Origin of the sequence: Actinocorallia aurantiaca (genome assembly GCF_039533685.1) — a bacterium.
In the GTDB taxonomy this organism is placed as follows: Bacteria; Actinomycetota; Actinomycetes; order Streptosporangiales; family Streptosporangiaceae; genus Actinocorallia; species Actinocorallia aurantiaca.
Genome location: NZ_BAAATZ010000003.1, coordinates 16,142 through 28,777, shown reverse-complemented (window position 1 = coordinate 28,777; position 12,636 = coordinate 16,142). Strand labels below are relative to the sequence as shown.

General features: G+C 69.9%; 13 protein-coding genes. 6 read left to right on the top strand and 7 right to left on the bottom strand.

The annotated features are described in order from the left end of the window. Nucleotides 1-17: 17 nt before the first annotated feature. Both ABD327_RS03210 and ABD327_RS03205 read right to left on the bottom strand, forming a co-directional pair. Nucleotides 18-209 (bottom strand): DUF397 domain-containing protein, encoded by a 192-nt coding sequence (locus tag ABD327_RS03210; RefSeq protein WP_344448583.1) that lies wholly within the window; start codon nucleotides 207-209, stop codon nucleotides 18-20. A gap of 28 nt (nucleotides 210-237) precedes the next feature. Further along, nucleotides 238-1,116: a helix-turn-helix domain-containing protein gene (locus ABD327_RS03205; RefSeq protein ID WP_344448581.1), complete on the bottom strand. Its 879-nt coding sequence runs from the start codon at nucleotides 1,114-1,116 to the stop codon at nucleotides 238-240. Between the two features lie 245 nt (nucleotides 1,117-1,361). Here ABD327_RS03205 and ABD327_RS03200 point away from each other — a divergent pair, with 245 nt between their 5' ends. Then, nucleotides 1,362-1,742, top strand: coding sequence for an ATP-binding protein (locus ABD327_RS03200; protein WP_344448580.1), 381 nt, complete (start codon nucleotides 1,362-1,364; stop codon nucleotides 1,740-1,742). Between the two features lie 72 nt (nucleotides 1,743-1,814). Here the strand turns inward: ABD327_RS03200 and ABD327_RS03195 are convergent, their stop codons facing one another. Next, nucleotides 1,815-2,684: an NAD-dependent epimerase/dehydratase family protein gene (locus tag ABD327_RS03195; protein WP_344448579.1), complete on the bottom strand. Its 870-nt coding sequence runs from the start codon at nucleotides 2,682-2,684 to the stop codon at nucleotides 1,815-1,817. A 10-nt stretch (nucleotides 2,685-2,694) separates the two neighbouring features. Further along, complete coding sequence (locus ABD327_RS03190; RefSeq protein WP_344448578.1) at nucleotides 2,695-3,417, bottom strand: TVP38/TMEM64 family protein; 723 nt, start codon at nucleotides 3,415-3,417, stop codon at nucleotides 2,695-2,697. A gap of 71 nt (nucleotides 3,418-3,488) precedes the next feature. On the opposite strand from ABD327_RS03190, the gene ABD327_RS03185 reads away from it, so the two are divergent. The 5 genes from ABD327_RS03185 (at nucleotide 3,489) to ABD327_RS03165 (ending at nucleotide 8,538) form a co-directional block, all read left to right on the top strand. After that, nucleotides 3,489-4,076: a hypothetical protein gene (locus ABD327_RS03185; protein WP_344448576.1), complete on the top strand. Its 588-nt coding sequence runs from the start codon at nucleotides 3,489-3,491 to the stop codon at nucleotides 4,074-4,076. Nucleotides 4,077-4,166: 90 nt separating this feature from the next. Continuing rightward, nucleotides 4,167-5,417 carry a sensor histidine kinase gene (locus ABD327_RS03180; protein ID WP_344448575.1) on the top strand — a complete coding sequence of 417 codons (1,251 nt, stop codon included), beginning with the start codon at nucleotides 4,167-4,169 and terminating at the stop codon, nucleotides 5,415-5,417. Then, nucleotides 5,405-6,052, top strand: a complete 648-nt coding sequence (locus ABD327_RS03175; protein WP_344448574.1) for a response regulator — start codon at nucleotides 5,405-5,407, stop codon at nucleotides 6,050-6,052. Before ABD327_RS03180 ends, ABD327_RS03175 begins: the two co-directional genes overlap by 13 nt. Further along, nucleotides 6,049-6,867, top strand: a complete 819-nt coding sequence (locus tag ABD327_RS03170) for a DUF4097 family beta strand repeat-containing protein (RefSeq protein WP_344448573.1) — start codon at nucleotides 6,049-6,051, stop codon at nucleotides 6,865-6,867. Before ABD327_RS03175 ends, ABD327_RS03170 begins: the two co-directional genes overlap by 4 nt. Nucleotides 6,868-6,936: 69 nt before the next feature. Beyond that, complete coding sequence (locus ABD327_RS03165) at nucleotides 6,937-8,538, top strand: peptide chain release factor 3 (protein WP_344448572.1); 1,602 nt, start codon at nucleotides 6,937-6,939, stop codon at nucleotides 8,536-8,538. Nucleotides 8,539-8,572: 34 nt separating this feature from the next. Here ABD327_RS03165 and ABD327_RS03160 read toward each other — a convergent pair whose 3' ends face one another. From ABD327_RS03160 to ABD327_RS03150, 3 genes are read right to left on the bottom strand one after another with little or no spacing between them, the layout of a single operon-like run. After that, nucleotides 8,573-11,053, bottom strand: coding sequence for a DEAD/DEAH box helicase (locus ABD327_RS03160; protein WP_344449063.1), 2,481 nt, complete (start codon nucleotides 11,051-11,053; stop codon nucleotides 8,573-8,575). Nucleotides 11,054-11,082: 29 nt separating this feature from the next. Further along, nucleotides 11,083-11,904 carry a patatin-like phospholipase family protein gene (locus tag ABD327_RS03155; RefSeq protein WP_344448571.1) on the bottom strand — a complete coding sequence of 274 codons (822 nt, stop codon included), beginning with the start codon at nucleotides 11,902-11,904 and terminating at the stop codon, nucleotides 11,083-11,085. A gap of 50 nt (nucleotides 11,905-11,954) precedes the next feature. After that, entirely contained in the window at nucleotides 11,955-12,626 is a 672-nt protein-coding gene (locus ABD327_RS03150) for a hypothetical protein (RefSeq protein ID WP_344448570.1), read from the bottom strand. Nucleotides 12,627-12,636 lie beyond the last annotated feature (10 nt).

The window sequence follows — 12,636 nt, the reverse complement described above, 5'->3', positions numbered from 1 at the left end:
TTCTGTCGTATAACCCGTTACAACGTCTTCAGCTTCGAGACGAAGGAACGGAGCTCGGGCCGGGAGAAGGCCAGTTTCGCCCCTTCCGGATTCTTGCTGTCGCGTATCGCCACAGGCACACCGGAACGATCGGTGCCGATCTCGACACAGGCCCCGTTCTGGGCACTTCGACTGCTCTTCCGCCAGGTCAGGCCGGAGCGATCCAGCATGCAGAACACCCGCTTTCATATATCGGTCCTACGCGGGCGGCAGCTCTCCCGCGATCCGCTCGATGAGTTCGACGGACAACTCAGGGGAGAGCGCCATGGCGCGCAGGTGCTCGTAGATATCCATGTACTCCGCGATATCTGCTTTTTCCTCGAGATAGAGGCTGCCGCGGCGGAACTGAAGGTACACGATCGAGGGATGCGCCTGCCGGGGAAAATGCAAAATATGGAATGCCCCGTCGACCGCGGCATGCGCACCCGCCGAGAAAGGTAGTATCTGCAACGTTATTCGGCGCGGCCGAGAGAGCGCGATGAGTTGTTCCAGCTGTTTTTTCATGACAGTTCGGCCGCCGACCGTCCGCCGCACGCTCGCCTCGTTGAGGATGACCCAGAGCTTGGGCGTGTCCGGCCCGTACAGCCGTTCCTGGCGCTTGAGCCTGACCTCCACCCGGCGGTCCCGCTCGGCGTCGCCCTCCTCGGGCAGCACCGGGTCGACGCCCAGCAGCGCCCGGTAGTACTCCTCGGTCTGGAGCAGCCCGGTGATCAGCTCGGGCTCGTAGACCAGCAGCTCCGAGGCCTCCTCCTCCAACCCGATGTAGGTCTCGAACCAGGCGGGGATGGACGAGGACGAGCCGGGACGCTGCCACCAGCCCCGCTGCCGGCTCTCCCTGGCCAGGGTCACCAGCTCCTCGGTCGCCTCCTCGGAGAGGCCGTAGTACCGGCACAGCGCCCTGATGTCGTTCACCTTCGGCGCGTGGGAGGCCTGCTCGATGCGGTAGACGGTGGTCCGTCCCACGTCGGAGCCCTTGGCCACCTCGTCCAGGTTCACCTGGCGGTCGGCGCGGAGCCGGCGCATCTCGGCGGCGAGCCTCCGCCGGCGAACTGTCGGGCTGGTCCGCCCTGAGGTCATCGGATCCTCCTGGGTACACGATCCTCGAGCGACGGCGACGATCGAATTTGGAATATTCCACGAAAGCGCTTTACATGACCCCCCGTTGCGCTTCACACTCAGAGAGTAGCGACGCAGGGGCTCGATGTAGGAGGAATCCCGGGGGAATCCCCCGGAGAACCCCCTGAACCGCCCGGTCGCGCCCAGCGGGATCGCAGGAGGGTTCGGGCCATGGAGCAGGAGTTCGAGCGACCGAAGGATCGACCATGCTGACCGCCACGCGCATCACCATGCCCGGCAGGCCAGAGCAGGTACGCGTGGCGCGCCGATGGCTGGCCGCCTGGCTGGGAGCCGACCACCCGGCCGAGTACGCGGCGGTGCAGCTGCTCTCGGAGACCTTCGGCAACAGCGTGCTCTACGCCCGCCCCGGCGGGATGGTGGAGCTCACCGCGGAGCTGAGCGACCAGCAGGTGCGGGTCGAGGTCGTCGACTGCGGGGGGAACGGGGAGCCGAGACTGCGCTACGACCCCGAGAGCGACCGCGAGAGCGGCCGCGGGCTGTACATCCTGGACTTCCTCGCCAAGGAATGGGGCTGGGAACGGCTCTCCGACCAGCGGCTCCGGTTCTGGTACACGGTCACCTTCTGAACCGTCCCGCCTGAACCATCCTGGCCTGGAGCGTCCTCGCCGGATCTTCGGTGTTCCGCCCGCCCGGCGCGCCTACTCCGCCGGAGCGACCTCGGTGAGCAGCCCGGTCCGCCAGGTGGGGTACTGCGGCGTCCAGCCCAGCGACTTGGCCTTGGCGTTGGAGACCGGACGGCCGGTGGCGGCGGCGTGCCGGATCGACCTCGGCTCGGGGGCGCCCAGCGCCTCGGCGTAGGACGGCAGCCACTCCTGGAAGGTGGCGGGTTCGTCGTCGACGATGTTGACCGGCCCCCGCTCCCAGTCGAGCGCGGCGACCGCGGCGGCGGCCGCGTCCTCCACGTGCACGAACGACGTCCACGCCGGGGTCAGCGCCAGCTCCCCGCGCCGCACCCGGTCGGCGATCGCCCCGTCCGGGGCGTACCAGGTGCCCGGGCCGTAGAGCGCGCCGTACCGCAGGACGACGCCCTTGGGCATCCGCGCGACCTCCTGCTCCAGCGAGGCGATGCCCTGGTAGGGCTGCAGCGCCGGGTCGAGCGCGTCGACCTCCACCGCCGGCTCCTCGCCGCGCATGTACAGCCAGGCGATGCTCTGCGCGATCATCGTCTCGACGCCGACGGACAGCGCGGCGTCCACCAGGTTGCGGGTCCCCGCGACGCGCAGCGCGCCGTTGGCGGCGAAGTCCTCGTTCGAGAGGTCGGTGAGCTGGTGGACGATCACGTCGGGGCGTTCGGCCTTGACCGCCTTGCGGAGCCTCTTGGCGTCCAGGACGTCCACGATCACCGGGTGCGCGCCCAGTCCCTCGAGGAACTTGCCCTTGGCGCGGTGCCGGGTCGTGCCCGACACCTCGTGGCCCGCCTCGACGAGTCTCGGCACCAGAGCGCGGCCGATCACACCGGTGGCTCCGGCGAGCAGGATCTTCATCGGGGGGGCCTCCAGGAGTCTCACTTCTCTGTGGTCACCGGCGGACCATGTTCAAGTTATCCGGTCTTGACGGTCCAGGCGACGGGCGGGGCTCGTTTTTGCGCACTCGGTGTAGCCCGATGGTCACCACCAGGCTCAGTAGTCCCAGGCCACTCAGGATAGCGATGCTCACCGGTACCGCGGAGGGCCCGAAAACGGCCGCACCCAGTGCCGCATACCCAAGAGTCGAGGGAAGGACACCCACCGCGCTGCCGAAAAGGAAATCCCGGTACCGGGTGGCCGAGGTGCCGAAGGCATAGGAGACCATCCCGTAAGGCGCTACCGGCAGAAACCGGACAGCCACCACTCCGATGATCCCGTTGCGGCCCAGCCAGCGGTCCAGGCCCGCCACCCGGGACGCCAGCGCGCCCCGCCACCCGGGATGCTCCCGCGCCAGCACCCCGTCGATGAACTCCCGGCCCAGGAACCTGCCGATGGCGAAGGCGGTGCTCGCTCCCAGCAATGCCCCGACCAGCGCGTAGCCGACCCCCGGCCCCAGCCCGAACAGCAGCCCGCAGACGAACGCCAGCGCCGTGCGCGGCACCATCGCCAGGATCAGCACCCAGGTGGCGGCGACGGCCAGCAGCGGATTGAGCTCCCCCGCCGACTCGAAGGCGGCCGCCAGCCCGTCCCTGTCCGGAACCAGGAGAACCGCCGCCAGCGCCGCCGTCGCCGCACCGACGACGAGCAGCGTGAAACGCGCGGCTGGTCTTCTCATCGTGGTCGAACACTACCGGGAGGGCCCCTAACGTCCGCGTAATCCCGGAGTGAGTACACGACACTGGGTACGTGACTTCCGTAACGCGCGCAGACCTCATGGCCCGCTACGGCCTGGGACGAAGCACCCTGGAGAAGTGGTTCCGGGAACGGGCCTCCACCGGGCACCCCGAACCGGACGGCCGGCTCGGGCAGCGGCTCACCTGGGACGCGGACGCGTGGCACGCCTGGTACGCCTCCCGCGGGCCCGCTGGAAACGCTGGGCCCGTCCCGTCCGGACTGGCCTCCCGCGACGAACTGGCCGAGACCCACGGCCTCTCCAAGCACGCGCTGAAGGAGTTGTGGGCGGCCCGCGAGACCAACGGCCACCCCGAGCCCGCCCGCCGCCACGGCAAGGCCCTCTACTGGGACGCCGAAGAGTGGGCCTCCTGGTACCGCGGGCTCGTCTCGTCGCGGGACGAGGCCCCCGAGAAGGAACTGGTGACCCTCGCAGAGGCCGGACGCCTGCTCGGACTGGCCCCCGGCACGGTCACCGTCTACGCGTCCCGCCCGCCGAAGGGCTGGCCGGAACCGGCGGAGGAGGTCCGGCTGGGCGGCGGCCGGGTGCGCCGCCTCTACCGCCGCTCGGACGTCCTGGCCTACGCGGAGCGCAAGGCCTGATCCGTCTTCGGGGGGGTGGCACTAGTGCCACCTTGGAACCGGCAAGCAGGGGGATCGTCCAGACCGCGGAAGGTCTCTACCGTGATCACCGTGAAAAGGAACAGACCCGACGCACTCTGGCGCGAGATCCTCCTCGGTCCGGTGCGGCCCCGAACCTGGTGGACGACGGCCCACCTGTTCACGGGCGCGCTCGTCTCCGGGGCCGGGGTATGCCTGCTGTCCCTGCTGGTCTTCTCCCTGATGTTCGTGGTCACCCTTCCCCTCGTCCTCGCCGTCCTGTTCCCCTTCGTGTGGGGTCTGGCGAGACTGCAACGGAGCCGGTTCGCCGCGTTCCTCGGCGAGACGGTGGACCCGCTCCCCCGCGACCGCCCGAAAGGCTTCCGCGAGCGTCTCACGGCCGACGCCTTCGACCGCAACACCTGGAAGCAGGCGGGATTCCACGTCGTCGCGGCAGTGACGGAGGCTGGTTCGGCCCTTCTCGTCGGCGTCCTCTGGAGCACGGGCTTCAGCCTGCTGCTCCTGGCCGCCATCGCCAAGGGGAAACCGCGCCTGCTGCGCGATACCGATCTCATCGGCCCCGTCGACTCCCGAATAGTGATCACGCTGTTCCTCCTCGGAGTCTTCCTGCTGTTCGCCACGCCTTGGGTGGTGCGCGCGCTGGCCGCCCTGGACCTGACGATGGCCCGCGCGCTGCTCGGTCCCGACCGGGCGAAGCGGCTCTCGCACCGCGTCGAGGTGCTCACCGAGAGCCGCAGCGCGGTGGTGGACGCCGCCGACGCCGAGCGGCGGCGGATCGAACGCGACCTGCACGACGGCACCCAGCAGCGGCTCGTCTCGCTGGCCATGAACCTCGGGATGGCGCGGGCGATGAATCCGGACCTGCCGGAGCTCGCCGAAGCACACGATGAGGCCAAGCTGGCCCTCGCCGAGCTACGCGACTTCGTCCGGGGGCTGCATCCCGCCGTCCTGAACGACCGGGGGCTCGACGCCGCGCTCTCGGGGATCGCGGCTCGCTCCCCCGTCCCCGTGACACTGACGGTGGACCTCCCCGAACGTCCGTCGGCGACCACCGAGGCCGTCGCCTACTTCGTGGTGTCCGAAGCCCTGGCCAACGCCGCCAAACACGCGCAGGCCGGGCGCGCGGAGGTGACCGTCTCCCGCGATGGCGACACCGTCCGAATCCTCGTCACCGACGACGGGATCGGCGGCGCCCACCCAGGCAAGGGCAGTGGCCTGCGCGGCCTGGCCCAGCGCGTCGAGTCCATCGACGGGACCCTCATCGTCCACAGCCCTGTGGGCGGCCCCACCACTCTCACCGCGGAGCTCCCGTGCGCGTCGTGATCGCCGAAGACTCGGTCCTGCTGCGAGAAGGCCTGATCCGGCTGCTGGAACGCGCCGGATTCACCGTCCAGGCGGCGGTGGGAACCGCCGAGGAACTCCTCACCGAACTCGAACGGGAGCAGCCGGACGTCGTCGTCACGGACGTCCGCATGCCGCCGACGCACACCGACGAAGGGCTCCGCGCGGCGCTCGTCATCCGCAGGCAGTGGCCGGACCTGGGGGTGCTCGTCCTGTCCCAGTACGTGGAGGAGCGCTACGCCACCGACCTGCTGTCCGGGGAGACCGCCGGAGTCGGCTACCTGCTGAAGGACCGGGTCGCCGACGTGACGGACTTCCTGGACGGACTGCGCCGGATCGCTTCGGGCGGCACCGTCCTGGACCCCGAGGTCGTCTCCCAGCTGCTCGTCCGGCGGCGCAGCGACCCCCTCGACCGGCTCACCCCCCGCGAACTGGACGTCCTCAAGTCGATGGCCGAGGGCCGGTCCAACGCGGGCATCGCCTCCGCCCTGACCGTCAGCGAGAGCGCGGTCGCCAAGCACATCAACAGCATCTTCGCCAAGCTCGACCTCCGTCACGCCGACAGTGACCACCGCCGGGTCCTGGCCGTACTTCGATTCCTGGGAGAACGAGCATGAAGGCCGATCCCGACACCGGCACCCTTACCGCCCCCGAGCCCGGCGTGAAGAAGCACACGAGCTGGCGGACGGGCGGAGTCCTCCTCACCCTGGCAGGGCTGCTGGCTGGATCGTTGGCCGTCATGGACCTGCTGCTGGGGAGCACCACGACGACCAGCAGCGCCTACGGGCCCTCCCCTTCCAGGCTGTCCCTCGAGCTCGACAACGTCTCCGTGGAGATCGAGCCGGGACCCGCGGGCCGGATCAGGGCCAGAGCGGACCTCAAGTGGTCGATCTTCAGGCCGGAGATCCAGTCGATCTTGGAAGGCGACACCCTGCGGATCAAGATGCGCTGCCCGATAGAGATCGTGCAGCCGTGCCACGCCTCCTACCGGTTGAGCATTCCGGCGCAGACTCCCCTTTCCGTGAAGGCCGGCGGCGGAGACGTGACGGTCCGCGACCTGACTGGAAAGGTCGACGTCGACCTGGCCGGAGGCAACGTCCTGCTGGAGAACCTTCCCGGAGACCTCGACGTCACCAACGCCGGGGGTGACGTGTGGATCGCGGACTCCCAGTCGGAATCCGTGGTGGTGAGGTCCACCGCGGGCGACACCTACCTCGGTTTCACCGAGCCCCCGACGAACGTCGACGTCCGTACGACCGCCGGGAACCTCAACATCCAGGTGCCCATGGGAGCCGCCTACTCCGTCGACGCGGAGAGCGTCGCCGGGAGCCGCGACGTCTCCGTGGAGACGACCGACCCGGCCCCCCACCGGATCTTCGCCAGGAACAGCGCGGGCGATCTCGCCGTCCGCTACCAGGGCGGCCATTACTGACGCGGCCCCGGCAGGCCGCCGCCCCCCGTAAAGTAGAAAGGCTGAACCGGCGTTCGAGAGGGGTATGCGGTGTCCACCGTCAAGGGCAGGATCGACGAGGTCTCGGCCGAGGCCGCGCGGCGGCGTACCTTTGCGGTGATCAGCCACCCGGACGCCGGAAAGTCCACGATCACCGAGGCGATGGCCGTGCAGGCCGCGGCGATCTCCACGGCCGGGGCCGTGCACGGCAAGGGCGACCGCGCGGGCGTCACGTCCGACTGGATGGAGATGGAGCGCAGCCGAGGCATCTCGATCACCTCCTCGGTGCTGCGGTTCGACTACGGCGGCGCGCTGCTCAACCTCCTGGACACGCCCGGCCACGCCGACTTCTCCGAGGACACCTACCGGGTGCTGTCGGCGGTCGACGGCGCGGTCATGCTGCTGGACTCCGCCAAGGGCCTGGAGGCCCAGACCCTCAAGCTGTTCGACGTCTGCAAGCACGGCGACGTCCCGATCATCACGTTCGTCAACAAGTGGGACCGGCCCGGCCGTGAGCCCCTGGAGCTGCTGGACGAGATCGAGCAGCGGATCGGCCTGCACGCCGCCCCGCTGAACTGGCCGGTCGGCGTCGCGGGCGACTTCCGCGGGCTGATCAGCCGGGCCGACGGCTCGTTCACCAAGTTCGTGCCCGCTCCCGGCGGCGGCCGGGCCAAGGCGGTCCGGATGTCCCCTGAGGACGCCGCGGCCGAGCTCGGCGACCTGTGGGAGACCGCGCTGGAGGAGCTGACCCTCCTCACCGAGATCGGCGCGGAGCTCGACGCGGAGGCGTTCACCGGCGGGATCTCCACCCCGGTGCTGTTCGGCGCGGCCCTGCCCCAGTTCGGGGTGAGCGCCCTGCTGGACGCCCTGACCACCTACGCGCCGCCCCCTTCGGCCCGCAAGGACGCCAAGGGCGAGCCCCGCCCGGTCGACGCCCCGTTCTCCGGCCAGGTCTTCAAGGTCCAGGCCGGCATGGACAAGGCCCACCGCGACTCCCTGGCGTTCATCCGGGTCTTCTCCGGCAGGTTCGAGCGCGGCATGACCCTGACCATGGGCTCGTCCGGCCGCGGCCTGGTCAGCAAGCACGCCCAGACGGTCTTCGGCCGGGACCGCACGACCGTCGACACCGCCTACCCCGGCGACGTGATCGGCCTGCCCAACACCCACGGCCTGACGGTCGGCGAGTCCCTCTACGACGGCCCCGCGGTCACCTATCCGGCGATCCCGGCGTTCGCCCCCGAGCACTTCATGGTCTGCCGGGCCAAGGACGTCGGCAAGTACAAGCAGTTCCGCCGCGGCATCGAGCAGCTCGACAGCGAGGGCGCCGTCCAGGTCCTGCGCAGCGACGTCCGAGGCGACCAGGCACCCGTCCTCGCCGCGGTCGGCCCCCTCCAGTTCGAGGTCGTCGCCCACCGCATGGAGCACGAGTTCAACTCCCCGGTCGTCCTCAGCACCGTCGACTTCAACGAGTGCCGCCTCACCGACCCCGAGTCCGGCGAGCAGCTCGCCAAGATGCGCGGCGTAGAGGTCTTCACCCGCTCCCTGACCGGCGACCTGGTGGCCCTCTTCGCCGACAAGTGGCGCCTGCGCGCCATCGAACGCGAATACCCCGACCTCAAGATCGAGCAGATGCTCGCCGCCGGCCAGTACTGACCGGCCGCCGGGCGGCGGCCGGTCGTCCGGGCGGTCAGTCCAGGCGGGCGAAGTCCTTGATGTGGAGGACGGCGGTGCCGGACTCGTCGGAGGCGGCCAGGTCGACGTCGAAGGTCATGGACCAGTCGTGGTGGCCTTCGGGGTCGGCGATGATCTGGCGGGCGTGCCAGACGCCGGGCTCCTCCTTGATCTCCAGGAAGGCGGGGCCGCGGGCCTCGGGGCCCGACGGCAGGACGTCGTGCTCGTCGAAGTAGTCGAGGACTGCGTCCTCCCAGTCCTCGGCCGTCCAGCCGGTGTCCAGGGCGGCGAGGTCGCGGTAGCGGCGCAGCGAGGCCAGCTCCACGTGGCGGAAGAGGGCGTTGCGGACCAGGACGCGGAACGCGCGCGGGTTGGCGGTGACGGCCGTCGTGCGTTCCTCGATGGGCTTGTCGGTCTCCTCGGCGGGGTTGGTGAGCTGCTCCCACTCGTCCAGGAGGCTGGAGTCGACCTGGCGGACCAGCTCGCCCAGCCACTCGATGAGGTCCTGGAGCTCCTCGGTCTTGACCGTGTCGGGGACCGTCTGGGCCAGGGCCTTGTAGGCGCCGGCCAGGTACCGCAGGACGATGCCCTCGCTGCGGGCCAGCTCGTAGAACTGGACGTACTGCGAGAAGTCCATCAGCTTCTCGTACATGTCGCGGACGACCGACTTGGGGCGGAGCGGGTGGTCGGCCACCCACGGGTTGGCCTGGGCGTAGATCTCGAAGGCGCCGTCCAGCAGGTCGGCGAGCGGCTTGGGGTAGTCGATGTCCTGGAGGAGCTCCATCCGCTCCTCGTACTCGATGCCGTTCATCTTCATCTCGACGACGGCCTCGCCCTTGGCCTTGTTGAGCTGCGCGGCGAGGATCTGGCGCGGGTCGTCCAGGGTCGCCTCGATGACGGACACGACGTCCAGGGCGTAGGTGGGGGCCTCGTGGTCCAGCAGCTCCAGGGAGGCCAGCGCGAAGGTCGACAGCGGCTGGTTGAGCGCGAAGTCCTCCTGCAGGTCGACCGTGATCCGCACCCAGCGGCCGTCCGCGTCCGGGACGGGCAGCTCCTCGACGATGCCGCCCGCCTTCAGCGAACGGTAGATCGCGATGGCCCGGGAGATGTGCCGCCGCTGCGCGGCCCGTTCCTCGTGGTTGTCGGTGAGCAGCTTCTTCATCGCCTGGAAGGCGTTGCCCGGCCGGTTGATCACCGACAGGAGCATGGTGTGGCTGACGTCGAACCGGGACTTCAGCGGCTCCGGCTCGGCGCTCTGGAGCCGGGTGAAGGTGTCCTCGTCCCAGGAGACGAAGCCCTCCGGCGGCTTCTTGCGCACGAGCCTGCGCAGCTTCTTGGTGTCGTCTCCGGCCTTCAGGACGGCTTTGTGGTTCTCCACGATGTGGTCGGGGGCCTGGCAGACGACGTACCCGACGGTGTCGAAGCCCGCCCGTCCGGCCCGCCCGGCGATCTGGTGGAACTCGCGGGCCCGCAGCCGCCGCACCCGCCGCCCGTCGTACTTCGACAGGGCGGTGAACAGGACGGTCCTGATCGGCACGTTCACCCCGACGCCCAGGGTGTCAGTGCCGCAGATGATCTTCAGTAGCCCGGCCTGCGCCAGCCGCTCGACCAACCGCCGGTACTTGGGCAGCATTCCCGCGTGGTGCACGCCGATACCGTGGCGCACCAGCCGCTCCAGGGTCTTGCCGAACTTCGTGGTGAACCTGAACCGCCCGATCAGCGCGCTGATCCGCGCCTTCTCCTCCTTGGAGCAGACGTTGACGCTCATCAGCGCCTGCGCCCGCTCGATCGCCGCGGCCTGCGTGAAGTGCACGATGTAGACCGGCGCCTTCTTCTCCATCAGAAGGTGCTCGATCGTCTCGTGCAGCGGGGTCAGCTTGTAGCTGTACTCCAGCGGCACCGGCCGGGTCGCCGACCGGACGACGGCCGTGGGCCGCCCCGTCCGCCGGGTCAGGTCCTTCTCGAACAGGGCGACGTCGCCCAGCGTCGCCGACATCAGCAGGAACTGGGCCTGCGGCAGCTCCAGCAGCGGGATCTGCCAGGCCACGCCCCGGTCGGGCTCGGCGTAGAAGTGGAACTCGTCCATGACGACGAGCCCGATGTCGGCCCGGTCGCCCTCCTGCAGCGCGATCGCCGAGAGCACCTCGGCGGTGCAGCAGATGATCGGCGCGTTCGGGTTGACCGAGGCGTCGCCGGTCATCATCCCGACGTTCTCGCTGCCGAACTGCTCGACGAGATCGAAGAACTTCTCCGACACCAGCGCCTTGATCGGCGCGGTGTAGAAGCTGCACTGGTCCCGGGCCAGGGCGGCGAAGTGCGCCCCGGCGGCGACCAGCGACTTCCCCGACCCGGTGGGCGTCGCCAGGATGACGTTGGCGCCGGTGACCAGCTCCATCAGCGCCTCTTCCTGCGCCGGATAGAGGGTCAGCCCGCGTTCCTCGGTCCACCCGGCGAACGCCTCGAACGCCTTGTCGGGATCTCCGTCGTCGGGGAGCAGCTGCTGCAGATTCACCCTTTAATAATGGGTCACTTCCAGACCTCAGCGACCTGATCCGCCACCTCCGAGGCCTGACGGAGGCCCGCCTCGAAGGCGGGGAGCCACAGGCCGGGGTTGAGGACGTCGGTGCCGAAGGCCTCGATGGCCGGCTGGTCGGGGCCGAACGCGACGGTCCTGGCCTCGCCCAGCCGTTCCAGTTCGGCGCGCAGCACCGAGCGGGGGGTCAGGTGGGCGAGCGGCTCGATGATCACCACCCGGTCGTGCCCGGCGGCCAGGTCGGCGTTGCTGATCGAGTGCACCCCGCCGTCGATGTAGGGGCGCCCGTCGATCTCCACGGGCGGGAAGACGCACGGTACGCAGCAGCTGGACGCGACGGCCAGCGGCAGCGGGACGCCGGAACCGGCCTGCCAGACGCGAAGGGAGCCGTCCAGGGCGTCCACCGCGGTGATCATCAGGGGCGCGTCCGGCCACTCGTGGCTGGGCAGCCGGTCGGCGATCATCGCCAGCCTGGACCCGTCCCCGGTGACCTGCATGGCCAGCTCGCCGACCTTGCGGCGGGAGGTGGCCGGGTCGGCCTTGGCGTCGAACATGAACATGAAGGCCTGCATGGCCTTCTCCATGTCCACCACCATCGGGGCGGCGCCGGCCTCCGCCTCGGCGACCTGGGAGACCAGCTCCCGCAGGTCGGCCCTCTGGCGGAGCATCGTGCCGACCACCGAGCCCGCCGAGGTCCCCACGACCAGGTCGGCCTCGCCGAGGTCGATCCCCTTCTCCCGCAGCCCGGTGGCCAGTCCGGCCTCCCAGCCGATACCGGCCACCCCGCCGCCCCCGAGAACCAGCGCTCTTCTCATGCCGCCCAGTCTGACGTCTGGTTCTCCTCCGGGTCAAAGGCCCCCCGGCCTCACGCGGTGGTGACGGGCCGGGGCACCAGTGCGACGGGCGGCAGCGCCGGGTTCCAGGTGCCGTGCGGGAAGCAGGCCCACGCCCGGGCGTTGGTCTCCTTCACCGCGACCTCGACGGGCCGGTAGAAGTCGGCTTCGAGCCGTCCGCTGACCACCTCGCCGAACACGAAGTCCGAGACGATCACCCCGAGGTCGGCGGACGAGGCGACGAGTTCGCGCTTGAACGCGGGCGCGTCCAAAGCACGGTGCAGCTTGTTGGCGACGCTGCCGACGAGCCCGCGCCCGTCGTGGGTGACGTGCCCCGCGTCGAGCGACATCCGCAGCCGCAGCCTGGAGCCCTCGCTGGCGCGGCGGTTGTGGGTGTGCAGCAGGAGCCTCAGCTCTCCGACGAGGGGGTCGACGAGCAGGGCGGTGGGGAGCCCCGCCGGAAGGGCCAGCAGCATGCCGTCGCCGCGGTCCTCCCGGTAGGTGTGCTCCCAGGGCAGGCCGGAGGCGGTGAACGCCTGCTCGACCAGCGCGTACATGGTGGAACGCAGGTAGATCCGGTCCTCCTGGCTGCGCTTCAGGTCCCCGAAGGCGCAGATGTCGAAGGCGAGCAGTGCGTGAAGTCCCCCGTGCGGACGAACGCGTCCGGTCCTGCCACAACCTTGAGTGCCGTGCGTCCGTCTCACAAAGTTAGAC

Excerpts from the sequence above, each read along its gene's own strand:
- ABD327_RS03210 (WP_344448583.1), bottom strand. The coding sequence starts at position 209 with ATGCTGGATCGCTCCGGCCTGACCTGGCGGAAGAGCAGTCGAAGTGCC.
- ABD327_RS03205 (WP_344448581.1), bottom strand. The coding sequence starts at position 1,116 with ATGACCTCAGGGCGGACCAGCCCGACAGTTCGCCGGCGGAGGCTCGCC.
- ABD327_RS03200 (WP_344448580.1), top strand. The coding sequence starts at position 1,362 with ATGCTGACCGCCACGCGCATCACCATGCCCGGCAGGCCAGAGCAGGTA.
- ABD327_RS03190 (WP_344448578.1), bottom strand. The coding sequence starts at position 3,417 with ATGAGAAGACCAGCCGCGCGTTTCACGCTGCTCGTCGTCGGTGCGGCG.
- ABD327_RS03170 (WP_344448573.1), top strand. The coding sequence starts at position 6,049 with ATGAAGGCCGATCCCGACACCGGCACCCTTACCGCCCCCGAGCCCGGC.
- ABD327_RS03155 (WP_344448571.1), bottom strand. The coding sequence starts at position 11,904 with ATGAGAAGAGCGCTGGTTCTCGGGGGCGGCGGGGTGGCCGGTATCGGC.